A 25650-nucleotide genomic window follows, 5' to 3' on the forward strand; every position below is an offset into this window, starting at 1 on the left:
CCCGCCCTTTCCTGGGTTGGTGACAACCGCGTCAGGTGACGTGGTTCGACCGGTTGTAGACGTTGAACTTGCCGGTCGGTGCGAACAGACCTTCCACACGGCCGATCTCTTCCAGCGTTTTGGCGTCGAAGATCACGATCTCACCGTTGGGCTCTTTCGAGGTCGAGCGGTTCCACTTGGAAACCCAAACCTCGGAACCGTCCTGGTTGAACTCGAAGTGGACGGCGACGTTGCCTTCCTCTTCGGTGATCTGGATCGTTTTCACGATCTCACCGGTGGCCTTGTCGATGACCTGCACCGATTGCTGAATTTCAGGCTCGGGGTGCTTGGTCTGGTCGGCCCAGATATAGTCTGATTCCGGGTGGGTCCGAATGAACAGGCCGGGGCCATCGGTTTCGACTTCATAGCAAGTTTGCCATGCCTGATCCGGGTGCCCTTCGGGGTCGTTGCCCCAGACCGTCACAGTCCCTTCGCCCAGGTGGGTTGTACCTGCAACCGGGCCGCAATTCGGGTCTTCCCAGTTTGCGCCGGGGCCGGGGTGCGGAAGCGGAGCGGTATCGATCAGGGCTTCCAGCTTGTGGGTCTCGGTGTCGACCACAACCATCTTGTTCGACGCGTTTGCGGCGATCTGGAAGTAACGACCGGTTGGATCAAAGAACCCGTCATGCAGGAACTTGGCACTGTCGATCTTGTCGATCCGCAGATTGTCCAGGTCGGTATAGTCCACCTGCCATAACTGTCCTAATTCCTTGACGGCGACGATCCATGTCGGCTCGTTCGGGGTGGTGTAGATGGCGGCCACGCGGCTTTCTTCCACATAGTCCCCGTCCACGTTTACACCGCGGGTCGAGACGACCTTTTTCGGCTCCATGGTTTCGGCATCGACGATCGCGAAATGCGGCGGCCAATAGGCCCCACCGATGACGTATTTACCGTCACCCGACACGGCCACGTCGCGGGCGTCATAGCCAATGGTCACTTCGGCAACCAACATGTTTTCAGGCTTTTGCCACAGGTCGATCTTGGTCATCTTGCCGTCGCGGCCCATCGTGTACCAGAAGCGGCCCGGATTTTCCGGCTCTTCCAGCTTGTGATGCTCGGACGCCTTCAGAACGTGCACAGCATAGCCCGTGGGGATGTGGGTCAGCACCTCTTTGGTGTCGCCATCGATGACGGCCACCTTGCCCACGTCACGTTCGATCACCACGAAGAAGTTTTCCCAATTGCGGCCATGCAACGGCTCGGACGGGTAGTCTTCGGGTTCGACATAGACTTTGCGGGTCGCCATCATCTGATCCAGCGACATCTCGGGCGGTTTGGGTGGCTCCATCTGGATATAGGTCGCCATATCGCGGATCTCGTCCTCGGTCATCACGTCCGAGAAGTTGTTCATTCCGCCTTCGGTGCCCCATGCGATGATTTTTTCCAGTCGTTCCTGCCCCAGCTTCAGGGTGCCGGATTCGGTGACGGTGCCATCGGCATTCTTGGTTTCGACCAACGGCTCAAGGCTTTTGCCTGTCGCCCCTTTGCGCAACACGCCGTGACAGCCGGCGCATCTTTCAAAGTAAAGCTGTTTCGATGACTCAAATGCTTCTTTGCTCAGGGTTGGCTCTTCGGCGAAAGCTGGCGCAGCGACGCTGCCCAGCAGCATCGCCAAACCGACCCCAAAGGCGCGGCCAGTTCTGTTGTAGCTGATTCCAAGTGACATGATCACTCTCCGTTTGCTGGTGAGGCACCTCCAAGCCTGAAACATCGGCGACCTGTGATCCTTGACGAAAGTCAACAGGGTGGTGTCAATTTGCTGGTCGCAAGAAAAAAGCGGGATCAAAGACCGCTGTAAAATCTGACTCTTACACACATATTTCCACCGTTTTGACTTTGGTTAAGCCGCCCTGACCCATGCCCTGTTAGGGTTGTCAAAACCGTTAAGGAGAGCAGTCATGCCCGCGATTATCACTCGCGTTTTAGGGGAGGGGTTTCGTGTTTTCTTTCTGTCGGCCGGGATTTACGGCCTGTTTGTCGGCTTGGTCTGGGGTTTGTGGCTGACCGCGCCCTACATGTCCCCGGACTATGGTATTGCGCCGCCAATGTGGCACGCGCATGAGATGATTTTCGGCTATGCCACCGCGGCTCTTGGCGGGTTTTTCCTGACAGCCGTGCCGAACTGGACAGGAACGCCCGAGGCGCGCGCCAGATTCATCACGCTGGCCGCCGGCCTGTGGTTGACCGGACGGATGGCGATGTGGTTTTCGGGACTGTTCTCGCCGGTTCTGGTGGCGGTGATTGATCTGGCCTTCCTACCGATTCTGGCGGCCAAGATTGCGACGCAGCTGTTTCGACGACCCAAGCCGCAAAACATGATTTTCCTTTTGCTGTTGGTTCTGATCTGGGTTGCCGACCTGATGACGCATCTTGAGTGGATGGGTCTGACAGATGACACGTTGCAGGTCGGACTGCGCGCGGGGCTGCTGACCTTATGTGCGATGATTGGTATTCTTGGCGGACGGATCACTCCGGCCTTCACCCGCAATGCAATGAAACGCGAAGATATCCCCGAGACAGACTGGCCGATTTCCGTTGCCAAGTTGGATAAGGCCGGAATGGTCTTGGCGCTCATTCTGCCGCTTAGCGCTTTGGTCTTCGGCCTCGGCCCGGTCCCGGCTGTGGTTGCGGTCCTTTTGGGCGTGGTCCAGCTTTTGCGCATGGCGCAATGGCGCACGCGCTGGGCTTTGCGGCAGCCGATACTTCTGGCCCTGCATCTGGGACTTGGCATGTTGGCGATTGGTTTGATTCTATGGGGGTTGGCGGGACTTGGTCTGGGCGATGAAGTGGCCGCGCTGCATGTGCTGGGCATCGGCTGTGTCGGTGGCATGACCCTTGCAGTCATGAGCCGCGCCGCGCTGGGCCACAGCGGCCGGGCGCTGGTGGCACCGGTGCCAATGACGGTCGGATATGGGTTGATGGCTATGGCCGCGCTGACCCGTTGGATCGGAGCCGATCTGAACGCGGGCTATCTGGAGGCAATGCTGCTATCCGATGGGCTGTGGGTCGGCGCGTTTGCGTTGTATCTGGTCGCCATGTGGCCCGCGCTGACCGGGCCGCGCGCGCCGCGTCAGGTATAACACGCGACCGTTCAAAGGCCGCGGATCAAAGGCTGTTCGTTTTTGATGTGGCGATTGATCAGGTTCTTTACCCGCTTCCCTTTACTGGGGATGATCCGCGCGGCCTCGGGCATGTAACCGGGTGTGGCGAGTTGCGGAAACAGCTCAAGAATCTCTGCTCTGGCGTGCCGGTTTACGCTGCGCAGTGCCTGCTTTCCTGTGAACAGGCTTTCTGCGGGTGCATTCTCGGCAAAGACGACTTCGTGCCGATCAAACAGGAAGTGGTAATATGTCACCGGCGAAACAGCCTCGAGCACTGAAATGCCGGGTATGCCAACCAACTTATGGGCCGGGACAAGCACGTCTTCGCTGTCAAACATCCGGATCGCAATCGCGGATCGGATCAGCATTCGGTGCTGTGGCGAAACCAGCAATTCGCGCTTTGGCAGACCGCAACCCAACGCGCCGGGCGCAATTCTGATCGGTCTGAGCCGGGGTTTGGCGGCAAGATCACTTTCATCCAGTTCCCGCGCACCAATCCAGCGAATGCGCTGATCCCCGTTGTCCAATGTGGTGACCAAATCGCCAACCTTGAGCAGCTCAACTTCGACTGCGCCGCCAGGCGTCTGGATGCGCGTTCCTTTGGTAAAGCAAGGGACGACCGTGTCCACGGGGATGTTTGCGCCATTGTCGGTGACAGCACCAAATGTCAGCGTTGTGTTCAGAGGCGGGATGGTTCCAATGAAGGCAAGGAAATAACCCTGTTCAGAGCTTGGGAAATCAAAGTCGCCGTCTCCGTTGACGTCCCAGTCCATCACACCGATCGAGTAATTGTTGACCCCGTCGGTCACCGTGATCGTATAATCCCAATCGATCACGTTGCCCAAATAGGTCTGAGTCGGATCATTCGGCTCTTCGTTATTGACGTTATCCCCGTCGATGATCGTGGGATCCGCACCGTCAGTGATGGTAATTTGGCTGTAGGCCGAGATCTGGAAGGTGCTGCCCGCGGTTCCGAAGGTGACCGCGTTGTCCGACAAGTTGGTATCGCTGCGGAAAGCGCCATAAATGTTTATCGGCATGGGACGACCTTTGGGCTCATGAAATTGCTTAATTTGTAGCGGCGGGGCAGTCTATTCGGCAATTTGTCTAATAAAGACCTGTTTCTCAACAGACAATTGCCTACGGACGAAATCCCCCCCTTTTTGCGCCAGATAGTGATCGGCCGCTTCTTTTGTCATCTTGCACAAGGCTTGACTTTCGTTAAGGAGCCGGGCCGCCCCAACCGTCATTGTGACCAGACTAGCTAATCTGCGCAAAGGAGAGCGCAATGCGAGAAGTCATGACAAAGAGCATGGCTCGCAACATATTCTATGGCGGGTCACTGTTCTTCATTCTCATCTTTCTGGCCCTGTCGGCCCATTCGCACTGGTATATCGTGAATTCCGAGAACTCGGCAAAGCTCGATGAAAGTGTGGTTCGCGGCAAGCATGTCTGGGAAAAGCATGCCTGCATCAACTGTCACACAATCCTGGGCGAGGGCGCTTACTTTGCCCCCGAAGTTGCCAATGTGATGACGCGTTGGGGTGTGCTGGACGACCCGGAATCGGCCTTTGAAACCCTCAAGGGCTGGATGGAGGCGCAGCCGACCGGCATTCCCGGTCGTCGGCAGATGCCCAATTTCAACCTCAGCGACGAAGAGATCCGCGATCTGGCGAACTTCCTGATCTGGACGGACAATATCGACGCTCAGGACTGGCCGCCCAACGAGGCGGGCTGAGAAGGGAACCGGAACAATGAAATATGAAACCCAAAAAGTGGCCTACGCGTATTTCGCATTCGCAATGGGCCTGTTCGCGATCCAGGTGATCGGCGGCCTGCTGGCAGGTCTGATCTATGTCTATCCGAACTTCCTGTCCGAGCTGCTGCCGTTCAACATTGTGCGGATGTTGCATACCAATGCCCTGATCGTCTGGCTGATCACCGGATTCTTTGGTGCGGCCTATTTCCTGATACCCGAAGAGTCCGAGCGCGAGATTCATTCGCCCACGCTGGCTTATATCCAGTTGGCGATCCTGATCCTTGGCACGCTGGGCGTGGTGGTCACCTACGTCTTCAACTTGTTCGAAGGCAACTGGCTGCTGGGCAAAGAGGGGCGCGAGTTTCTGGAACAGCCCAAATGGGTCAAGGCCGGTATCGTCGTGGCCGCGCTGATCTTCCTTTACAACGTGTCGATGACCGTTCTGAAGGGCAAGAAGACCGCGATCACCAACATCCTGTTGTTGGGTCTGTGGGGTCTGGCGCTGCTGTTCTTGTTTGCCTTCTACAACCCCGGCAACCTGTCCCTGGACAAGCAATACTGGTGGTACGTTGTCCACCTGTGGGTTGAAGGCGTGTGGGAGCTGATCATGGCCTCGATCCTGGCCTACCTGATGCTCAAGCTGACCGGTGTGGACCGTGAGATCGTCGAGAAATGGCTCTATGTCATCGTCGCCGCCGCGCTGTTCTCGGGCATCCTTGGCACCGGCCACCACTATTACTGGATCGGTACGCCGGCCTACTGGCAGTGGATCGGGTCGATCTTCTCAAGCCTCGAAGTGATCCCGTTCTTTGCGATGATGGCCTTTGCCTTTGTCATGGTCTGGAAGGGCCGCAGGGACCATCCCAACAAGGCCGCTTTGCTGTGGTCGCTGGGCTGTGCAACGCTGGCCTTCTTTGGTGCCGGTGTCTGGGGCTTCCTGCACACGCTGCACGGGGTGAACTACTATACCCACGGCACGCAGATCACTGCAGCGCACGGTCACCTCGCCTTCTATGGTGCCTATGTTTGCCTCAACCTGGCGATCTTCAGCTATGCCATGCCGATCCTGAAAAACCGTGATCCGTATAATCAGGTGATGAACATGGCCTCTTTCTGGCTGATGTCTTCGGGCATGGTCTTCATGACCTTCGTCCTGACCTTCGGTGGCACCGTGCAAACACACATGCAGCGGGTGATCGGAGACTACTTCATGGACGTGCAGGACCAGATTGCAATCTTCTACTGGATGCGTCTGGGCTCTGGTGTGGTGGTTGTCCTTGGCGCACTGCTGTTCATCTACTCTGTCTGGGTTCCCCGGAAAGAGATCATTGAACCCGGCGCAGCCGAAACCCCTGCGGAGTGATGGATATGGACGGCTCCATGAAACTGAACGAGGGGGCGGCTGACGCCCCCTTCTACCTGCCCCAAGGCGATGAATGCGACGTCTTCTGCGCCGCTTACACCAACGACCTGCCGGTTCTGCTTAAGGGCCCGACAGGCTGTGGTAAGACTCGGTTTGTGGCCCATATGGCCGCCAAACTTGGCCGCCCGCTTTACACCGTCGCCTGTCACGATGACTTGGCCGCTGCCGACCTGATCGGGCGCTACCTGCTGAAGGGCGGCGAAACTGTCTGGGTCGATGGCCCTCTGACCCGCGCGGTGCGCGAAGGCGCGATCTGCTACCTCGATGAGGTGGTCGAGGCCCGCAAGGACGTGACTGTCGTACTGCACCCGCTGACCGACGACCGGCGCATCCTGCCGATCGACCGCACCGGCGAGGAACTTGAGGCCGCCCCTGGCTTCATGCTGGTCGCCTCGTATAACCCCGGATACCAGAATATCCTGAAAACCCTGAAACCCTCGACCCGTCAGCGCTTCATCTCGCTGGAGTTCGATTTCCCATCGCCCGAGATGGAGGCCGAAGTCGTCGCCCAGGAAAGCGGACTGGCGTTGGAGCGCTGCAAGCCGTTGATCCGACTGGCGAACAAGCTGCGTGGGCTCAAGGGTCAGGACCTTGAGGAAGGCGTTTCCACCCGTCTGGTTGTCTATGCCGCGACACTGATCGCACAGGGCATGTCCACCGACCGCGCCATCCTCGCCGCTATGGTTGAACCTCTGACGGATGATGAGGACATCAAACGCGGGCTCCTCGATCTTGTCACGGCTGTCTTTGGGTGAGGCCGGCCGATGGTCAGGATCGATTTTGAGCCATGGGAACCCGAAGAAACGATCGGGAAACTGTGGCACACCCTTGCCAGCCGCCTCGATGCACCTGAGGTGCATGATGGAGCCGCGGTCGACCTCTCAGAGGTCGCGGGGCGGCTGGCCGTCCTCTTCCGAGGACTTGGGGGTAGCCCGGGCGTTGAATTGCGCCCGGTCTCACCCGAGATTTCACGCCACCGTCTAAGCTGGCGCCGCAAACTGGCAACCGAGGCCGAGTTGATGCCGCGCGCGTCCTTTGACGGTGAAGTTCTGCGTCTGCCCGACCGGCTTGCGGTATTCCCTGCGCGCGAGGCCAATGGCGCGCTTTATGTCTGGCTGGCCGCTGCCGCCGCCCATGCCGGAACCCGTATTGACGAAAACGATCCACTGCGCGCCGATCTGCGCGCGTTGATGGCAGCGCAGGACATGGTCGCGGCGACGCTGGACGACGCCCCCGGCTTGCGCCCGCTTTATACCGAGCTGTGCAAAGGTGTCCTGCACCACCGTGACATTCCCGGCCTGCCACCGGTCGAGGCTGCGGTTGAGGAACTGGTTCGCTACATGCTGGGCGATCCCGCGCCGCTGTCGGATCGGGCCGAGCAACTACTGGCCCTGGACGACGATCTGACTGCCCCGCGCGGCTATCAGCCGATGCGCCCGTTGCCCCTGTGGCCCGAGCTGCGCGCCGTTGGCTTTTCGGAACATAACGAGGTCGAAAATCCCGACACCGAAGGCGAACCCGAAGAGTCGGGCGAGAAAACCCACCGCGCCCGCCGCCGCAAATCGGATCAGGCCAACCGCAGCGACAGTTTCATCCTGCACAAGTTCGAAGCGATCCTCAGCTGGGCCGAGTTTCTGAATATCAACCGGCGTATTGATGATGACGATCCCGACAACGCCAAAAAGGCCGCCGATGATCAGGAAGAGATCGGATTGGGGCAGATCTCCAAAGCGCCGCCCACCAAGCTGAAACTGCATCTGGATTTGGCCCCCGAGGATGTGAATCGCGAGCGTCTGTCGGGCCGCATCCTCTACCCGGAATGGGACGTGCGCACGGGGCAATACCTGCCCGATCACGTCAACGTCCTGCTGTCCGACGCTGACATCCGCGAAGACGCCGCCGCGTTCGGCGAAGACCCGGCCACCGCCCGCCGCATCCGCGCCGTCAAACGCCAGTTCGAGGCCCTGCGCCCCGGCCGCGTGATGACCCGAGGCCATCTGGACGGTGATCAGCTGGATATTGAGGCCGCCGTGCGCGCTGAAACCGACCGCCACGCCAGTGGCGAGGGTAATGAACGCATCTGGATGCAATCCCGCCCCGAGGCGCGCGATCTGGCGGTCTCGATCCTGCTGGATGTCAGCCGGTCGACCGAAAGTGCCGTCACGGGCCGCGCCGTGATCGACATCGAACGCGAGGCGTTGGCCGCTTTTGCCTGGGGCCTGAATGCCTGCGGTGACGATTTCGCCATCCACGCCTTTAGCTCGCTGAAACGCCAGCGTGTCTATGTGCAGCGCTGCAAACGGTTCGATGAGTCGATGGGGGCAATCGTCGAACAGCGCATCGCCTCGTTGCGCCCCGGCCACTACACACGCCTAGGTGCTGCGATCCGCCATTGCTCCGCCGATCTGGCAGAACAATCCCGAAAACGCCGCCTGCTATTGGTCATCACCGATGGCAAACCCAACGATCTGGACCACTACGAGGGCCGCCACGGCATCGAGGACACTCGCCAAGCCGTGCAAGAGGCACGCCGCGCCGGGCAATCGGTTTTTGGCGTCACCATCGACAAAACCGGTAAAAGCTGGTTCCCGCGCATGTTCGGGCAGGGCGGCTTTGCTGTCATCCCCGACCCACATCGCCTGACGATGGCGCTGCCGCAGATTTACCGCCAACTGGTCGGCGCATGAGCGACAGCACTCTGATCGACGAGCTTCCGGGCGAGTTGCTGATGTGGGTCCTGATCATCTCGGAATTGCTGGTCTTCGGCGCGGGCCTGATCGCTTTCATGGGCGTGCGCCTGACCGATCCCGGAGGCTTTGCCGAGGCACAGTCACATCTGCACCGCACGGGCGCGGCGCTGAACACGGGCGTTCTGGTAACCTCGGGCTATCTGGCAGCGATGGCGTTCCTCTGGCGACAGGAGGCGCGCCGGGGCGCAGCTCGGCTGGCGCTGATCGGGGCGGCGATGCTGGGCGTCGTGTTCCTTATCATCAAAGGGGTCGAATATGCCGATAAGGCTGCGCAGGGGATCAATTTCGAAACCCATCCGTTCTTTCTGTTCTACTACCTTCTGACCGGCTTTCACGCGGCGCATGTGCTGGCCGGTGTAGTGATCCTGCTGCTGGTGGCGTGGCGGGACGCGCCCCGCAACATCGAAGCGGGTGCGCAATTCTGGCATATGGTCGACTTGGTTTGGATCATGCTGTTTCCGGTGATCTACCTGCTGGGATGAAGGGGGCGCACGCATATCAACTGATGCGCGCCTGGATCGCATTGCTGGCGCTCAGCCTCGGGTCTGCGGTCCTGACGGTGTTGCATTTGCCTGCGGCGGTTTTGGGCGCGGGTATCCTGCTGCTGGCGCTGATCAAAACCCGCGTGATCCTGGCAGGCTATCTGGGCCTGAGCCAAAGCCCCGCGTGGTTGCGCGGCTTCACCAGCGTGTTTACCTTGTTTTCGGCCATGATCTTTGCGCTTTACCTGATCTGACACAGGAAAAAGCCGCCCCGAAGGACAGCCAATCCCAAGCAAGGGGCGCTTTGATTTACTGTGCGGCCATCGGCATCCGCGCGATCTGGCAACGCTGCCACAGAGCCGACAATGCGCCGACCAGATGGTCGACATCCGCATCCGTATGCACGGGCGAGGGCGTGATCCGCAGACGCTCGGTGCCTTTGGGAACAGTGGGATAGTTGATTGGCTGGATATAGATGCCGAACTCCTCAAGCAGCGTGTCCGAGATGAATTTGCATTTCACCGGATCACCCACCATGACAGGGATGATATGGCTTGGATTGGGCAGATGGGGGATACCTTCGGCATCCAGTCGCGCCCGGACCTGCGCGACGCGGGATTTTTGCAGGTCGCGTTCCGCATTCGACTGTTTCAGATGCCGGATCGAGGCTGCAGCACCCGCGGCAATTGACGGGGGTAGGGCGGTGGTAAAGATGAAGCCGCTGGCAAAGCTGCGCACGAAATCGCACAGCGCCGCCGAGGCTGCGATATATCCACCAACAACGCCGAACGCCTTGCCCAGCGTGCCTTCGATCACAGTCAAGCGATCCATCAGCCCTTCGCGCTCGGCAATGCCGCCACCGCGTGGGCCATAAAGGCCAACAGCGTGGACCTCATCCAGATAGGTCATCGCGTCATACCTGTCAGCCAGATCGCAAATCTCTTTGATCGGAGCGATATCGCCATCCATCGAATAGACCGATTCAAATGCGATCAGCTTGGGAGCGTCGGGATCGGCTGCGGCCAGCTTGGCCTCAAGATCATCCAGGTCGTTATGTTTCCAGATCACCTTCTGCGCCCGTGAATGGCGAATGCCTTCGATCATCGAGGCATGGTTCAACGCATCAGAGAAAACAATCAGACCGGGAATTTTCGCAGCCAGCGTCCCCAACGCCGCCCAATTCGATACATAGCCCGAGGTGAACAGCAGCGCCGATTCCTTTCCATGCAGATCAGCCAGTTCCGCCTCAAGAAGGACATGGTCGTGGGTGGTGCCCGAAATGTTCCGCGTTCCACCCGCACCAGCCCCGCAGCGATCCAGCGCATCGTGCATGGCACTGATCACGCTCGGGTGTTGCCCCATGCCCAAATAGTCGTTCGAACACCAGATACGCACGTCCCGTCTGGTTTCTCCATCCGTTTGACGTGCATTTGGGAAGGAGCCGCACTTTCTCTGCAAGTCAATGAAAACACGGTAGTTTCCCTCATCCTTCAACGCCGCTAGACTCTGATCAAAGTAACGCTCGTAATCCATGTCGCTTGCTCCCCAGGGTACTGGCTTTGATTGAAAGATACTGTGATTGGCGCGTGCGCCACATGACAATTGTCAAGCCTGGAATGGAAAAGGCGGGTGCGTTTTTGATCGCTTTGTCGTAGGTTGCGGACAGGGCTGCGCCCACCGGATGAAACACCGGTTGAACAAAGGAGATGCACCTTCATGCCCCATGAAGCGCAAAAGGCTGTCGCCCGGCAGTCATTGCTGTTGCGCAGCTTGCCGGATCAACATGTCGATACACTTTTAAGTCACGCAATTTGGCGTCAATATGATCGAGGTGAGACCATCTTCCTGCAAGAGGAAGTTGCTCAGGCGATCCACGTTGTTCTGGAAGGTTGGGTCAAACTGTTCCGCGTGACGCCAAGCGGGGCCGAGGCGGTCGTCAGCGTCTTTACCCGCGGCGACAGTTTTGGCGAAGCTGTGGCGCTTCGCAAAGTGCCATATCCGGTCTCGGCCGAGGCGGTTTCGGCCTGCGACGTGATGCACATCCCCAGTCCGGTTCTGATCTCGCTCATGAAGGAAGACGCGCAGATCGGAATCTCGATCCTTGCGGCGACGTTCACTCATCTGCATTCGCTGGTCGCACAATTGGAACAGCTCAAGGCGCAGACCGGGGCGCAACGGGTGGCCGAGTTTCTGCTGGGTTTGTGTAACCCGCAGGCGGGACAGTGTGATGTGGAATTGCCTTATGACAAGATGCTGATCGCGGGGCGTCTGGGGATGAAGCCCGAAAGCCTGAGCCGTGCGTTTTCGCGACTGAAATCCGTTGGTGTCAAAATCAATCGCAATCACGCCGAAATCGCTGACATTGAAACCCTGCGCGACTATGTCGAGAGCGACCCATCAGAAACAAAACTTGTGTGAGCGGGCCAGCGCTAAGTGAAGATCAGGGCTGCTGTGCCAAAATCGGCACAGGAATGCCTGATCGATTGCAAACCGTAGCATTCACGTGTTCACTTGGAAAAATGGCTGGGGTGGTAGGATTCGAACCTACGATACACGGTACCAAAAACCGCTGCCTTACCACTTGGCTACACCCCAACGGTGAGCGGCTGTCTACGACTGTTGGTTTCCGGGTTCAAGGGCTTTTTCTACAAAAAATCTGCCATTCTGAAATTTGACTTAAATCGTCAGAACGCTTTGCCCGATCAGATTTTGGCGCGCGAATTCGTGGGCTGCTGGGACACTGCCGACAGTGTTTGGGTCGGCTAAGCCCAAGTCACTCTCGGATTTCTGAGGCATCTACCCCCCAAAGGTTGGATTTCAGCGTCCAGCCTTTGTAGCCGCCTGCGGAAACACGGCACCAATCCGGCGTGCAAGTGCCCAGCCGGGCCACCACTCCGGCTTCGAAATGTGCGTTGATCTGCGCGTTGGTGTCTGGCGAGGCATAGATGGGCAGCATATCGGATTCGATCAGAACGGTGCGGACCCCGGACAGCAACGCGTAGTGCACCCAGCCACCGGCTCCGTCGCGGTCTTGTACCTTGCGCCAGTTGCCGTATTCGGCGGTGATTTGCAGGGGCATGCCGCGCCGTTTGAACACCCAGTCGATTCGATGCGTCAACGAAGGACCACGGCGCACATTTCCTTCGGCGGCTTTCATCGAAACATAGCGGGGCAGGGGCAGATTGGTGACTTGGCCCCGGATGACTTCGGCGTTCGCGGATAAAACGCTGGTCATGACGAGGAACGCTGCAATCAGCGCCGCAAAGGGGCGTTTCACCGAAAAAATCGCACTCACTGCCTGCCTGCTCTTATGCTTGTCGATCGTATTTCAAAAAAAGGTTGAGTCTGAGCTCTGGGGGTTCTTGTGCCCGCTGTAATCCTGCGCCACGATGCCATGGCGCGCGACTGATTGCAAAGCAGTAGGAGAGCCGAGGTGCCAAGAGATCGTCTGAGTGTTGTCGTTACGCGACGGTTGCCCGAAGCGGTGGAGACCCGGTTGAGCGAGTTGTTCGATGTCCGTCTGCGCGACACCGAAGCACCGATGACGCGTGAGGAGTTGACCGCAGCCGTAAAGGACGCGGATGTGCTTGTTCCCACCATTACCGACACAATTGACGGTGGCATTCTTGGTCAGGCAGGCGAGAACCTGCGCTTGATCGCCAATTACGGGGCTGGGGTGGACAATATCGATGTCTCGACTGCGCGACAGCGGGGAATTCTGGTTTCCAATACGCCAGGTGTGCTGACCGACGATACCGCCGACATGACGATGGCATTGATATTGGCCGTCACGCGCCGCATCCCCGAGGGCCTCAGCCTGATGCAAAAAGGCGACTGGGGTGGATGGGCCCCGACGGCCTTGTTGGGCGGTCGTGTTGGGGGGCGCAGGTTGGGTATTCTGGGGATGGGGCGGATCGGGCAGGCCGTCGCAAAGCGCGCCAGTGCCTTTGGCATGCAGGTGCATTACCACAATCGCCGTAGGCTCCGCCCGGAGATCGAAAAAGAGCTTGAGGCGACTTATTGGGAAAGCCTGGACCAGATGGTTGCGCGGATGGACGTGATCTCGGTTCATTGCCCGTCGACGCCTTCGACATTCCATCTGATGAACGCGCGTCGGTTGAAACTGATGAAGCCGTCGGCGGTGATCGTGAACACCTCGCGTGGAGAGGTTGTGGACGAGAATGCGCTGACTCGCATGATCCGGTCCAATGAAATCGCCGGGGCGGGACTGGACGTCTACGAGCATGGGACAGATGTGAACCCGCGCCTGAGGCAACTGCCAAATGTCGTTTTGCTGCCGCATATGGGGTCCGCCACCCTGGAGGGTCGGATCGAAATGGGTGAGAAAGTCATCATTAATATCAAGACCTTCGAAGACGGCCACCGCCCGCCTGATCAGGTCGTTCCCGCGATGCTGTGAGCTGCGGTCAGCCGTTAGGGAAGAGGAGAGATCATGGTGAAGGCAACCGCCCTGCCGCGCAATGAGGCCGGGATTGAGACGGCAATCGGCATCCTGAAACAACGCTTTGGTGATCGCCTGCAAACCGGTGCGGCCATTCGCGAACAGCATGGTCATACGACCACATGGATAGAAAACCAGCACCCGGATGCGGTGGTCTTTCCGCAATCCACCGACGAGGTTGCTGATATCGTCAAGACCTGTGCCGCGCACAAAGTGCCCGTCATTCCGTTTGGCACAGGCACGTCGCTTGAAGGGCACGTCAACGCTCCGGCCGGGGGCATTTCGGTCGATCTCACTCAGATGGACAAGGTTCTGGCCGTCAATGCGAACGATCTCGATTGCGTTGTCCAACCGGGTGTGACGCGAGAGCAGTTGAACACGCATCTGCGCGATCAGGGCCTGTTCTTTCCCATTGATCCGGGGGCCAACGCCTCATTGGGCGGGATGGCCGCGACGCGGGCCTCGGGCACGAATGCCGTCCGATACGGCACCATGAAGGACAACATCCTCAGCCTTGAGGCCGTGATGCCGGACGGACAGGTTATCCGCACCGGCCACCGGGCCAAGAAATCGTCAGCCGGATATGACCTTACGCGTTTGTTAATCGGGTCCGAAGGAACGTTAGGCATCATCACCGAGATCACTCTGCGCCTGCAGGGTATCCCCGAGGCAATCAGCTCGGCCCGGTGTTCGTTCCCGACTGTGGATGCGGCGTGCCGCGCAGTGATGTTGACGATCCAATATGGCATTCCCGTCGCCCGGATCGAGTTGCTTGATGAGATGTCCGTCAGGGCCGCCAACGCCTATTCCGGGCTGACATTGCCGGAAACGCCCTTGTTGTTGTTGGAATTCCACGGCTCGGAAAGCGGAGCAGCAGAGCAGGCCGAAACGTTTGGGCAAATCGCCGAGGAATTCGGAGGCAGTGACTTTGCCGCAACCTCGACCACCGAGGAACGTAACAAGCTGTGGCAGGCGCGGCATGATATGTACTGGGCCAGTCTGCAATTGCGCCCCGGCGCGCGCGGGATATCCACGGATGTCTGCGTGCCGATATCCCGGCTGGCAGAATGCGTAAACGCTGCACAGGAAAAGGCCAAAGAGCTTGGTCTGTTGGCCCCGATGGTCGGTCACGTCGGCGACGGCAACTTTCATACTCTGCTGCTGATTGACATGGAGGATGCGGGCGAAGTGGCCAAGGCCGACGGTTTTGTCGGCTGGCTGAATGACCTCGCAATCTCAATGGAAGGAACCTGCACCGGCGAGCATGGAATCGGGCAGGGCAAACGTCCCTATCTGGTGAAAGAACTTGGTGCGGCGACACAGTATATGTCGGCGATCAAGGCCGCTCTGGATCCCGATAACATCATGAATCCCGGCAAGATTCTTCCCTTGCTGTGAAGGCCGAAAGTTGTGCGGATACCATGGTGCGGTCATAACAGCGCCCCATTTTCAGGTTAGGCGTCGCTGAAAGAGCAGAATTGATATTCGAGGCATAGATGGACGCATTGCGCTTTATCGGATTTGCGCTGATCGCAATCATAGTTGTGATCGGTCTGGACTATTACCAACAGGACAAAAAGCACGACGGCCGGTTGTCGCTCAGCGGCTACGTGGACACCATCAGCAACCGCATTGATCAAGTCAATGCCGAACGCCGGGCCGAGGATGACGAAGCCGAACGTCAAAAGCGCTGGCGCGCCGGGGCCAAACCCTATTTTCCCGCAGCACCCGAAGGGTGGACGCGGCGCGCGATCGTAGATGGTGATTTCACGATCGAGGCGCGTACGGGACAGAAACAGGCCGAAGCCAGCGACGCCGCGCGCCCCTTGGCTATTCAGGTCGCCGTTCAGGACGCAACGGTGCGTGCCAGAAAGCTGGACAGAAGATCATGGGTTTACGAAAGAGACGGCCAGACAATTTGGCTACATGTGACCCTGACGAATGCGGCCAACACCAACACTCTGGCGGGCAACATTGCCCAGTCGATAGCTGCCGTTAACTTTTCGGGCAAGAAGTACCAGGCCTTTGGTGTGATTGGCGGTGTTGCATACTTCAAGGCGATGCAATCCAGCTACTACGATGTTTCGGAACGGGCGCGGGACGATTGGGCGATGATCAAGCCTGCGCTGGCGGAAACTGGCCAGACTGTCAGTTTCGAGACCTATTCCGGAACGCTGGGTTTCGGCCAGGAAATCCGCATTCTGGTACGGTCAGACGCGCCCGTCGACGAGGTCCACGCCTTTTTGCAACAACTGGATTATGACGGTCTGAATGCCCTGTTGCACCTGCCGGTTCCGGTTGCGGGCAACGGAACGACTGTGGAAGCCGCAACGCAGGAAGAATTGGCGGTCAAGATGGCCGACCTGCGCTCTGAATTCCTGAAGCTGCGCGGAGAGTTGGCGCAGATGCGTATACAAAACCTCGACGGGCTGTCGCTGATGGCCAACACGATGGCGGCCCGTTACGGCCTTCCGAACGATGCGCTTGATCTGACAGCCAACAAGATCGCGACGCCGACCGATCTGATCAATGTCGGATACCGCAAAGGTCTGACCGATCTGTTCGAGGCGGAAGTGAAACAGGCCAATGCCGGTGTTAAGTCGGATGGTGGCGGGTTTTTCTCGGGGGTCATGGCGAAGCTCAAGGGCGACGCGCCCGCAACGCCTAAATCCGACAAGGGTGGTGTGATGGGAACCTTCAAATCCTTCTTCCAGAAAACCGACACTGCATCGGCGGCCCCGGCGAGCACGGAAAAGCGCGAAGTTCGTGTACACAAGGGCGGCTTAAGCAAAGCCTGCGCACAATTTGGCAGCGGCAAACGCTGCTCGGTTGACGGTAACTGAGGGCAAATCTCCGACCCGCACCAAGCTGCGGGTCGTTTTTTTCATATCACTGGTCGGATGAATGTCGCGCCGGGCGCGGCAATTGCGCCATATGGTGTCAACAGATTCCAAGGGGAGACGCCCGGTTATGAAAACCCAAGTCAAAGCATTGGTCGTTGGCGGCGGCGCTGTCGGCACCTCGATTGCTTATCATCTGGCCAAGGCAGGCTGGGACGATGTGATGCTGATCGAGCGGGACGAGCTGACGTCCGGTTCCACATGGCACGCGGCGGGCCTGCTGCCGTTGTTCAACATGTCCTATGCGACGACCCACATCCACAAATACTCGGTCGATTTCTACAAGCAGCTTGAGGAGGAAACCGGTCTGAATGCGGGTTTCGCCGTGGTCGGCAACCTTCGCATGGCGCAGACGCAAGAGCGTATGGACGAATACATGCTCTATGCCTCGACCGCCGAGACCTGCGAAGTTGCGTATGAATGGCTGACGCCCGAGCAAATCAAGGAACGCTGGCCGCTGATCGAGACGTCGGACCTGAAAGGCGCGATATACCATACCGAAGACGGCTATATTAATCCCGCGGACGTGACGCAGGCGATGGCCAAGGGCGCCCGCCAGCGTGGCGTGGATATCGTGCGCAAGATGCAGGCCGACGCCTTCCACTGGAACGGCACCCATTGGGAAGTCACCTGCACCAAGATGGTGGAAAAGGGCGGCAACCTCGTTCCTTCAGATGAGCAGGTGGTGATCACTGCCGAACACGTTGTGACTGCCAGCGGCAACCATGCGCAACGCACCGCCAAGATGCTGGGCATCAAGATGCCTGCGATCCCGGTCGAGCATACGTTCATTGTCATGGACAAAGACCCCGAGCTGGTCAAATGGCGCGAAGCAGGCAACCCCGAGCACCCCGTTGTGCGGGACGCCGACAATGAATCCTATGCTCGTGAGGAACGCGGCGGCTGGATTCTGGGTATCTACGAACATGGCGCGCCTGCGCAGTTCGAACATGGCGTGCCGGACAGCTTCCGCGCCGATCTGTTCCCCCTGGATCTGGACCGGATCGCCGATCAGTATATGGCGATGGCCGAACGCGTGCCGTCCTGCGCCGAATCCGGCCTGAAGGACGATTTCAATGGCCCGATCTGCTATACTCCCGACGGCAACCCGCTGGTTGGCCCAGCTCCGGGCCTGCGCAATATGTGGCTGGCCGAGGGCTTTTCGTTCGGGATCACCGCTGCGGGCGGCACCGGCTATTATCTGGCGCAGATGATGGTCGATGGCGAGGCCGAGATCGACATGGCCTCGCTGGACCCCAAACGCTATTCCTCGAACTGGATGACCACCGAGTTTGCGGCCCGCAAGAACGAAGAATGCTATGAGCACGTCTACATCCTGCACCACCCGGACGAAGAGCGCGAAGCCTGCCGTCCGCTGCGTACTGTTCCGGCCTATGACCGTCAGAAAGCACGCGGTGCTCAGTTCGGTTGGGTGAACGGCTGGGAACGCCCGAACTATTTCGGTCCGCTAGATGCGCCAGATAACTTCGACAAGGAAAGCCGCAGCTTCCGCCGTGGTGGCTGGTGGAAACACGCCGTCGAAGAAGCCAAGGCGATCCGCGAAGGCGTTGGCCTGATCGACGCGTCGGCCTTCACCAAGCACGTCGTCAAAGGCCCCGGTGCGACCCAGTTCCTGGATTGGTTCACCTGCAACAAGCTGCCCAAGGTCGGCCGTATCAACCTGACCTACGCGCTGACCTCGCATGGCACCACCCGTACCGAATACACCATCGTCCGCAATGGCGAGAACAACTACTACATCGTCTCCGCCGGTGCCTGGACCGAGTACGACGCCGACTACTTGCGCAAGGCGGCCGAGGACAAGATGGAGGAGTTCGGTTACATCGAGATCCAGGACGTGACCACTCAGTGGGGCGTCTTCGCCATCGCCGGACCCAAGTCGCGTGACGTTCTGAAAGAGGTCATCAAGGACGCCGATCCGGAAACCGCATTGTCTAACAAGCGCTTCCCATGGCTATCGGCCCGTCAGATCGAACTGGGCATGTGCCCCGTGAATGCGATCCGCGTGGCCTATACCGGTGAGTTGGGCTGGGAACTGCACCACCCCGTAGAGATGCAGAACTACCTGTTCGACCTGCTGGAAAAAGCTGGTGAAAAGCACGGTATGAAGCTGGTCGGTGCCCGCGCCCAGAACTGGCTGCGTCAGGAGAAATCCTATCGCGCCTTCGGCACTGAACTAGGTCGCGATGCGACCCCGCTTGAGGCCGACCTGCCGCGCTTTGTCGATCTGTCCAAGGACTTCCACGGCAAGGCCAAGCTGGAAGAGACCGGCGTGCGCGTGAAGTGCTGCACTCTGCTGATCGACGGACCCGACGATGCCGATCCATGGGGCCGCGAGGCGCTGTACACGCCGGAAGGTGCGCGCGTGGGTCGTCTGACCTCGGGCGGCTATTCGGTGGCGTTCGAGAAATCCATAGGCATGGGTTATGTGACGCCTGAACTTGCGGTCGAAGGCACCAAGCTGAAGGTCAAGATTCAGGACAAGCTGTGGGATGCCGTCGTCACCTGCGACAGCCCCTACGATCCGAAGAACGAAACTATCCGAAAAGACGGATGATCAGAAAAGGCCCCGGTTCATCCGGGGCCTTTTTCATATCGATCCACGACATTTGCTACGAACCGCCTGCCTGGTTTCCATCGGCAGCGTGTCTAGGCTGCCCTGCTATGACGCTGATCAGCCCCGGCGCTTTTGAGCGACAAAGGCCAAGTTGTTAGCGGGCATTTCCGAAATCTCAATCAGGTCCATGTCGCAGGTTTCCAACAACGCGCGGATATCCTGGTCGTCTTTGTAGCCAATTTCCGGGTCTTGCTGGGACAAGGCGTAGTGAAATCGACGGTCTCCGTCACTGGTCAGGTGCCCCGAGCGCATGAAGGGGCCATAAAGAACCAAACGCCCATCTGGGTTCAGGGCTTGAGAGGCCTCGGTCACAAGTGTTTGGGCTTCAGTCCAACTGATCAGGTGCAGCAGGTTGATCAGAACGATCAAATCCTGTGCATCGTGAGAGCTGTGCCAGCCGCCAGCCGTTGCGTTCAACGAAACGGCGGGTGCGACATTTGGAATTGCGCTGGTATAGGCATCGATACTGGCGCGCCGATCCGGCGCGATCTCGCTGGGTTGCCAGTGTAAGTCAGGCAAAACGCGCGCAAACTCGGCCACATGCTGGCCGGTGCCGCTGGCCAGTTCCAGCGCCCGGCCCGATGCTGGGGCGACCCGGCTGAGAAGATCGCACAAAGCAGCCGCGTTTCGGGTCGCCGCCGGGGCGATCAACTTGTTGCCGTCTCCTTCGGTTGTGACGCTTGCGGATGGGGGGAGATTGCGGGATGTCATTTTCTAAGCCTGTCTGGTTTGAGTGCGGCCACACTGTCCCGATCCAGTACCGGAACTGCGCCGGTTGCCAGATCAGCAACCAATCGGCCAGCGGCAGGGGCGCTCTGAAACCCATAGCCTCCTTGACCGGCGGACCAGATGAAGGACGGGTCGACAGGGTCTGGACCCAAAACCAACGTGCCATCTGGTGCAAAGCTACGCAGTCCGGCCCAATTTGCTTCGACCCGCGTGACGGGGACCGTGACCATTTCTTCGTATCGGGCAAGCCCTTCGGCAAGGACCATATCATCTGCGTAAGCGTCATGCGGTGTTGTCGGGTCCGCTTCGGCCGGGGAGACAAGCAGCTTCCCAGCGTCCGGTTTTGCGTACCAGCTTTCGCCAGCGCCCAGCATCATTGGCCATTCCGCAAGGTCGTGGCCCAAAGGTGCTGGAATGCGCGCCATTGATCGGCGATGCGGTGTTATTCCAATCGCAGCAATTCCGGCCATCAGTGAGATTTCGTCTGCCCATGCGCCGGCGGCATTCACAATATGGCGCGCCTCAAAGCGATCTGCAGCCTCAACGATCCATGTCTTGGATTTGCGAATTCCGATAACTTTTTGTCGGGCAAGGACCGAACCGCCGTTCGAACGGATCGCGCGCGCGAAATCCTGCAGAACGCGATCAGTGTCAATATCGCGGGCGTCACCACCAAAGGCTGCGAAACGGGTGGTTTCGGGGTTCAAGATCGGAATGTGTGACGCGGCTTCGTCAAAAGTGATGTGACGCAGGCCCAGATCCTCGCAATCCCGATCGAACACATCACGCTGGTCACTGGCACCAAGCAGCATCAGCCCTCGTGGCGTAAGGTATTGCCCGGTGTGAAAATGGTCAGCGCTGGCGGTGCTCAACGCCTTCACGGATGGCGGGCCATAATCCTGTTCGAACAGGGCGGCTGATCTGCCAGAGCTGTGGTAGCCCAGAGCGTCCTCACCCTCCAACACCGTCACGTGGCCGTGCCGGGACAAATGAGCACCCGCGCTTAGCCCTGCAACACCGCCGCCGATTATCAGAAAGTCGATCATCGGGCTGCGCCTTTTGGTCGGTCAATTCGTTTCATGGTCCAAGCATTGCACGCCGTTCATGAGACGAAAAGACACGACCTTTGTGGAATGGAAACTTGATCGAACGCGGCCACCCTGCTTTTAGTGCATCATTATTGGATTCGGAGACTGAAGTGGACGCCGCAGATATTCACCCGATGGCCACAGGCCATATACCGTCATACGTCACTTTGGCGGATGGCAGTGATTTTCTTCTTACTTTTATGATAATCTTTACCGTTGGAGTGATCGTGCTGATCGGGGTTGCCTATTTCACGTTGCATTCGATCCCCGAAAAAATGGCGCACGAGACAAACCACCCTCAGTTTCAGTTGGTTGGGATTTTGGCGTTGCTGGCGTTGTTTACGCATAACGGGATATTCTGGGTCGCCGCCGTTCTGGTGGCCGGGTTCCAGTTCCCGGACTTTGCCGCCCCGTTGCGGTCGATCGCAGATGCCGTTCGGTCACTTGCACCGGGACAACGGCCCGACAGAGACGAGAACGCCGAAGTAGCGACTGCGCAGGACTCCGAACCCACTCCACAGGGGCACTAAGACATGCTTGAAACAATGATGTGCGCGCTGGTCACGGTGCTTCCCGACTATCTTTTCCGCCGTTTCGTGCAAGGCAAGCGAATTGGCCACGAAATCACCCTGTTCACCATGTGGTACGAACTGCGCTGGGGTCTGACGACCTGCGCCATTCTGGCGCTGACGGTCATCACCACGCTGTTTTACTTCCACCCGTCCAGCAGCACGGCCGCTTCCTATTTTCGCACCGTAACGATCTTGCCGCAATTGGGCGGGCGCGTGTCCGAGGTTTACGTAACCAACAATCAGCAGGTCGTCGCGGGTCAGCCAATTTTCAGGATCGAGGATTTCACGCAAACGGCGCAGGTTGAGGCCGCTCATGCGCAGATCGCGCAGGTTCAGGCGTCGCTGAAAGTTGCACAAACCGATCTGGCCGAGGCCGAAGCAGGCATCGCTGGCGCCAAGGCTGCGTTGGATCAGGCGATTGAAGACCTTGAACGCAATACCACCCTGCGTGACGAAGGCTCCAGCGCCGTGCGGCTGGCCGAGATAGACCGGCTGGAGAATCTGGTTGCCGAGCGAGAAGCCAAGCTGGTCGCGGCACAATCGCAACGCGCGGCGGTCGTGCAGCAGATCGAAGAACTGATCCCGGCACAGCTTGCCAGCGCGAACGCCCAGCTGGACGCGGCCCTGACCGAGTTGGACAAGACCGTGATCAGCGCAGGCGTCACCGGGCGGGTCGAGCAATTTGGTCTGCAGGTAGGCGACTATGTCAGCCCGTTACTGCGCCCCGCCGGTATTCTGGTGCCTGCCACCGCCGGGCGTGACCGATTTCAGGCTGCATTCAATCAACTGTCAGCGCAAGTCATCAAACCCGGCATGATCGGAGAGCTAGGTTGCATGACCAAACCATTCACCGTCATTCCAGTGGTTGTCGTGCAGGTGCAGGACGTCATCCCGTCCGGTCAAATCCGGCCGTCGGACGAATTGCGGGATGTGCAGACCAATAGGGTCCCGGGCTCGATTCTTGTTTACCTAGAGCCGCTTTATGAAGGGATGGCGGATGCCGTGCCTCCGGGCAGTAATTGCCTGGCCAATGTCTACACCGACAATCACGAGCGGCTGGAGCACGAGGATCTGGGATTTTGGGAAAAGTCCTTTTTGCATGTGGTCGACACCATTGGCGTCGTGCATGCGGCGGGGCTGCGCTTGCGCCTGATCCTGATGCCGGTCAACACGCTGGTTCTGAGCGGTCACTGAGCCGATCAGTCGTCAGTCTGTAAAGCGGGTCAGCCGCCTTGGGACCGCTCGTATTCCATACGGGCGGCCCTGACCTCATCCATCTGTTCATGTGACCAGAACACCAGCGGCTTGAGCCTGTCCAACAGGCTGCGCCCCAGCGGCGTCAGTTCATATGATACGGCGACCGGAGGTCCCGGATCGACGGTGCGCGTAAGGTAACCGTCGCGTTGCAGGCCGCGCAAGTTCTCGGTCAGCACGCGTTGCGTGACGTCCCCGATGCAGCGCTTCAACTCGCCAAAACGTTTGGGTTCATCTTCAAGCGCAAGAATGATGATCATGCGCCACTTGCCGGTCACGTTGGACAGAATGGATCGGATCGAGCAATCCGATGCTTCGGCTTTTGAGTTAACCCCGATTGGCAGCATGCTGACCTCAGTGCGAAAAAAATACCAGTTTCATCAATAGTACTAATGCGCGGCGTTTGAAAGTCATAAATACAAGGCGGTATCGTCAAGGGAACCTGATACGTTTAAAGTGCGTAATTGATATGTGGTGCGAAATTAATACTAACTATTGCAGTAACACGAATCAAAAAAGGAAATCCCCTATGACACCCAAGGAAATCGTGCTGGCCCTGTTTTCTGCCGCTTTTGTTGAACACGACCCGCAGGCCGCCGGTCAGATGGTGACGCCTGGCTATGTCCAGCATAATCCGCAAATCCCAACCGGAGCCGAGGGGCTGATGGGTCTGATCCCTCTGGTCGAGCAATCGGGCATGACAGTCACCACCCACCGGGTCATCACCGAGGGCGACATGGTCGTGCTGCACAACACCTATGACAATGCCGACGCATTCGGCGCTTCGCAGCTGGCCGCTTTCGATATCTTTCGGGTTGAGGATGGTAAGGTCGCGGAACATTGGGACAATTTGCAACCCGTACCCGCAACAACGGCCTCGGGGCGCGGAATGACCGATGGGGCGGTCGAGATCGTGGACCATGACCAGACAGAACAGAATAAAGAGCTTGTTCTGGGTTTCGTGCGCGATGTGCTGGCCGGACAAGCGCCCGAGAATGTCACGAATTACATGAACCCCGAAGTCTATATGCAGCACAATCCTTCGATTGATGACGGGCTAGACGGGCTGATGGCCGCGATCGAGGCATTTGCCGCAAAAGGTCAGGTCATCACCAAGTTCGAACCGCAATTCGCCGTGGCCGAGGGCAATTTCGTCTTCGTCGCAACGGAGGCGATCATGGGCGGCGCGCCCTATGCATTCTTTGACCTGTGGCGGGTCGAAGATGGCTTGATTGTCGAACATTGGGATGTGGTGTCGCCCATCCCGGCAGAGGCGGTACATGACAACGGCAAGTTCTAAAATCTGCCCGCTCATATCCACAAAAAAAGGCCCGCTGGAATGCGGGCCTTTTCTTTACAATTGATCGCAGCTTATTGCGGAATTTCGCCTTCCAGCCCTTCGACGTAGAAGTTCATGCCTGCCAGCGTACCGTCATCTGCGGTTTCACCTTCGGCCAGCCAGTCGCTTCCGTCCTGCTTCTTGATCGGACCGGTGAAGGGGTGGTATTCACCCGCAGCCATCGCAGCTTTCAGCGCCAGCGCTTCTTCCTTGACGTCAGCAGGGACTGCGTCCGAAATCTCGCCGATTGCTACCATGCCCTCGCGGATGCCATCCCAAGTGTTGGCGCTTTCCCATGTGCCATCCATGACAGCCTTGGTCCGTGCGATGTAGTAGGGTGCCCAATCGTCAATGATCGACGAAACGCGCGGGAACGGGGCGTATTCGCTCATGTCCGAGGCCTGACCGAAGGTGACCACATTTCCTGCTTCTTGCGCGGCGGCCTGCGGCGCGGTCGAGTCGGTGTGCTGCAGGATCACGTCTGCACCCTGTTCAATCAGAACAGTGGCGGCGTCAGCTTCTTTCGCCGGATCAAACCAAGTGTAGGCCCAGACGATCTTGAATTCGACGTCGGGGTTCACGGCCTTGGCATGCAGATAGGCCGAGTTGATGCCGCGGATCACTTCGGGGATCGGATAGGATCCGATATAGCCGATGATATTCGACTTGGTCATGTTGCCGGCGATGTGGCCCTGAACAGCGCGACCTTCGTAGAAGCGCGCGGAATAGACCGAGACGTTGTCGGCGGTCTTGTAGCCCGTCGCGTGCTCGAACTTCACATCCGGGAACTTCTTGGCAACGTTGATCGTTGGGTCCATATAACCGAACGATGTGGTGAAGATCAGATCAGCGCCCTCCAACGCCATCTGGGTCATGACGCGCTCGGCGTCCGGGCCTTCGGGAACGGATTCGACAAAGACGGTTTCAACCTTGTCACCGAACTCTTCCTCAACGGCCAGGCGGCCCTTGTTGTGCTCATAGGTCCAGCCGCCGTCGCCGACGGGGCCGACATAGACAAAGCCGACCTTGGTTTTGTCGTCGGCCATGGCGCCCGAGGCCAGACCCAACGCCATGGCGGCGCTTGCCAGAAGTGAAGTGAATTTCATGTGTT

Annotated in this window: 23 protein-coding genes and 1 tRNA gene; 15 read left to right on the forward strand and 9 right to left on the reverse strand. The window is 58.6% G+C overall.

Features of this window, described 5'->3' with window-relative positions; translation table 11 throughout:
* Positions 1–31: 31 nt before the first annotated feature.
* Positions 32–1708, reverse strand: coding sequence for a cytochrome D1 domain-containing protein (locus ACR0CR_RS15555; protein WP_480600706.1), 1677 nt, complete (start codon positions 1706–1708; stop codon positions 32–34).
* Between the two features lie 232 nt (positions 1709–1940).
* Here ACR0CR_RS15555 and ACR0CR_RS15560 point away from each other — a divergent pair, with 232 nt between their 5' ends.
* On the forward strand, positions 1941–3122 hold the full coding sequence (locus tag ACR0CR_RS15560) for an NnrS family protein (RefSeq protein ID WP_480600708.1): 1182 nt from the start codon (positions 1941–1943) through the stop codon (positions 3120–3122).
* A gap of 11 nt (positions 3123–3133) precedes the next feature.
* On the opposite strand, the gene ACR0CR_RS15565 is transcribed toward ACR0CR_RS15560, so the two are convergent.
* Entirely contained in the window at positions 3134–4183 is a 1050-nt protein-coding gene (locus ACR0CR_RS15565; RefSeq protein WP_480600709.1) for a Hint domain-containing protein, read from the reverse strand.
* Between the two features lie 248 nt (positions 4184–4431).
* On the opposite strand from ACR0CR_RS15565, the gene ACR0CR_RS15570 reads away from it, so the two are divergent.
* From ACR0CR_RS15570 to ACR0CR_RS15595, 6 genes are read left to right on the forward strand one after another with little or no spacing between them, the layout of a single operon-like run.
* Complete coding sequence (locus tag ACR0CR_RS15570; protein WP_480600711.1) at positions 4432–4881, forward strand: c-type cytochrome; 450 nt, start codon at positions 4432–4434, stop codon at positions 4879–4881.
* 16 nt (positions 4882–4897) lie between these two features.
* A complete protein-coding gene (locus ACR0CR_RS15575; RefSeq protein WP_480600714.1) occupies positions 4898–6265 on the forward strand; it encodes a cbb3-type cytochrome c oxidase subunit I in 1368 nt (455 codons plus the stop codon).
* A 5-nt stretch (positions 6266–6270) separates the two neighbouring features.
* Positions 6271–7080, forward strand: coding sequence for an AAA family ATPase (locus ACR0CR_RS15580; protein WP_480600717.1), 810 nt, complete (start codon positions 6271–6273; stop codon positions 7078–7080).
* A gap of 9 nt (positions 7081–7089) precedes the next feature.
* Positions 7090–9012 carry a nitric oxide reductase activation protein NorD gene (locus ACR0CR_RS15585; RefSeq protein ID WP_480600719.1) on the forward strand — a complete coding sequence of 641 codons (1923 nt, stop codon included), beginning with the start codon at positions 7090–7092 and terminating at the stop codon, positions 9010–9012.
* The gene (locus tag ACR0CR_RS15590) at positions 9009–9557 is read left to right on the forward strand and encodes a cytochrome c oxidase subunit 3 (protein ID WP_480600722.1); all 549 of its coding nucleotides are present in this window, start codon (positions 9009–9011) and stop codon (positions 9555–9557) included. The genes ACR0CR_RS15585 and ACR0CR_RS15590 overlap by 4 nt, the downstream gene beginning before the upstream one ends.
* A 23-nt stretch (positions 9558–9580) precedes the next feature.
* Positions 9581–9811, forward strand: a complete 231-nt coding sequence (locus ACR0CR_RS15595; RefSeq protein ID WP_480600724.1) for a cytochrome C oxidase subunit IV family protein — start codon at positions 9581–9583, stop codon at positions 9809–9811.
* Between the two features lie 55 nt (positions 9812–9866).
* Here the strand turns inward: ACR0CR_RS15595 and hemA are convergent, their stop codons facing one another.
* Positions 9867–11090 carry a 5-aminolevulinate synthase gene (gene hemA, locus ACR0CR_RS15600; protein WP_480600727.1) on the reverse strand — a complete coding sequence of 408 codons (1224 nt, stop codon included), beginning with the start codon at positions 11088–11090 and terminating at the stop codon, positions 9867–9869.
* Positions 11091–11273: 183 nt separating this feature from the next.
* Between hemA and ACR0CR_RS15605 the strand changes: the two genes are divergently transcribed.
* Positions 11274–11975, forward strand: a complete 702-nt coding sequence (locus ACR0CR_RS15605; protein WP_480600728.1) for a Crp/Fnr family transcriptional regulator — start codon at positions 11274–11276, stop codon at positions 11973–11975.
* Positions 11976–12077: 102 nt separating this feature from the next.
* On the opposite strand, the gene ACR0CR_RS15610 is transcribed toward ACR0CR_RS15605, so the two are convergent.
* Positions 12078–12152: transfer RNA gene (locus tag ACR0CR_RS15610), tRNA-Gln, on the reverse strand.
* A gap of 178 nt (positions 12153–12330) precedes the next feature.
* On the reverse strand, positions 12331–12792 hold the full coding sequence (locus ACR0CR_RS15615) for an SH3 domain-containing protein (protein ID WP_480600957.1): 462 nt from the start codon (positions 12790–12792) through the stop codon (positions 12331–12333).
* 198 nt (positions 12793–12990) lie between these two features.
* Here ACR0CR_RS15615 and ACR0CR_RS15620 point away from each other — a divergent pair, with 198 nt between their 5' ends.
* The 4 genes from ACR0CR_RS15620 (at position 12991) to ACR0CR_RS15635 (ending at position 19497) form a co-directional block, all read left to right on the forward strand.
* Complete coding sequence (locus ACR0CR_RS15620; RefSeq protein ID WP_480600730.1) at positions 12991–13977, forward strand: 2-hydroxyacid dehydrogenase; 987 nt, start codon at positions 12991–12993, stop codon at positions 13975–13977.
* A 33-nt stretch (positions 13978–14010) separates the two neighbouring features.
* On the forward strand, positions 14011–15417 hold the full coding sequence (locus ACR0CR_RS15625; protein WP_480600733.1) for an FAD-binding oxidoreductase: 1407 nt from the start codon (positions 14011–14013) through the stop codon (positions 15415–15417).
* Positions 15418–15515: 98 nt separating this feature from the next.
* Positions 15516–16862, forward strand: coding sequence for a hypothetical protein (locus ACR0CR_RS15630; RefSeq protein ID WP_480600735.1), 1347 nt, complete (start codon positions 15516–15518; stop codon positions 16860–16862).
* A gap of 127 nt (positions 16863–16989) precedes the next feature.
* On the forward strand, positions 16990–19497 hold the full coding sequence (locus ACR0CR_RS15635; protein ID WP_480600737.1) for a GcvT family protein: 2508 nt from the start codon (positions 16990–16992) through the stop codon (positions 19495–19497).
* Positions 19498–19614: 117 nt separating this feature from the next.
* On the opposite strand, the gene ACR0CR_RS15640 is transcribed toward ACR0CR_RS15635, so the two are convergent.
* Together ACR0CR_RS15640 and ACR0CR_RS15645 are read right to left on the reverse strand one after the other, a co-directional pair.
* Entirely contained in the window at positions 19615–20268 is a 654-nt protein-coding gene (locus ACR0CR_RS15640; RefSeq protein WP_480600739.1) for a DUF938 domain-containing protein, read from the reverse strand.
* Positions 20265–21332, reverse strand: a complete 1068-nt coding sequence (locus tag ACR0CR_RS15645; RefSeq protein ID WP_480600741.1) for an NAD(P)/FAD-dependent oxidoreductase — start codon at positions 21330–21332, stop codon at positions 20265–20267. The genes ACR0CR_RS15640 and ACR0CR_RS15645 overlap by 4 nt, the downstream gene beginning before the upstream one ends.
* Positions 21333–21484: 152 nt before the next feature.
* On the opposite strand from ACR0CR_RS15645, the gene ACR0CR_RS15650 reads away from it, so the two are divergent.
* Together ACR0CR_RS15650 and ACR0CR_RS15655 are read left to right on the forward strand one after the other, a co-directional pair.
* Positions 21485–21904 carry a hypothetical protein gene (locus ACR0CR_RS15650; RefSeq protein ID WP_480600744.1) on the forward strand — a complete coding sequence of 140 codons (420 nt, stop codon included), beginning with the start codon at positions 21485–21487 and terminating at the stop codon, positions 21902–21904.
* Positions 21905–21907: 3 nt separating this feature from the next.
* Positions 21908–23140 carry an HlyD family secretion protein gene (locus ACR0CR_RS15655; RefSeq protein ID WP_480600747.1) on the forward strand — a complete coding sequence of 411 codons (1233 nt, stop codon included), beginning with the start codon at positions 21908–21910 and terminating at the stop codon, positions 23138–23140.
* 29 nt (positions 23141–23169) lie between these two features.
* Here the strand turns inward: ACR0CR_RS15655 and ACR0CR_RS15660 are convergent, their stop codons facing one another.
* Complete coding sequence (locus tag ACR0CR_RS15660) at positions 23170–23547, reverse strand: winged helix-turn-helix transcriptional regulator (protein ID WP_480600749.1); 378 nt, start codon at positions 23545–23547, stop codon at positions 23170–23172.
* Positions 23548–23729: 182 nt separating this feature from the next.
* On the opposite strand from ACR0CR_RS15660, the gene ACR0CR_RS15665 reads away from it, so the two are divergent.
* Positions 23730–24500, forward strand: a complete 771-nt coding sequence (locus tag ACR0CR_RS15665) for a nuclear transport factor 2 family protein (RefSeq protein ID WP_480600752.1) — start codon at positions 23730–23732, stop codon at positions 24498–24500.
* Between the two features lie 71 nt (positions 24501–24571).
* On the opposite strand, the gene ACR0CR_RS15670 is transcribed toward ACR0CR_RS15665, so the two are convergent.
* Positions 24572–25645, reverse strand: coding sequence for a BMP family ABC transporter substrate-binding protein (locus ACR0CR_RS15670; RefSeq protein WP_480600755.1), 1074 nt, complete (start codon positions 25643–25645; stop codon positions 24572–24574).
* Positions 25646–25650: the final 5 nt, after the last annotated feature.

It is taken from the genome of Ruegeria sp. AM2 (assembly GCF_056540685.1).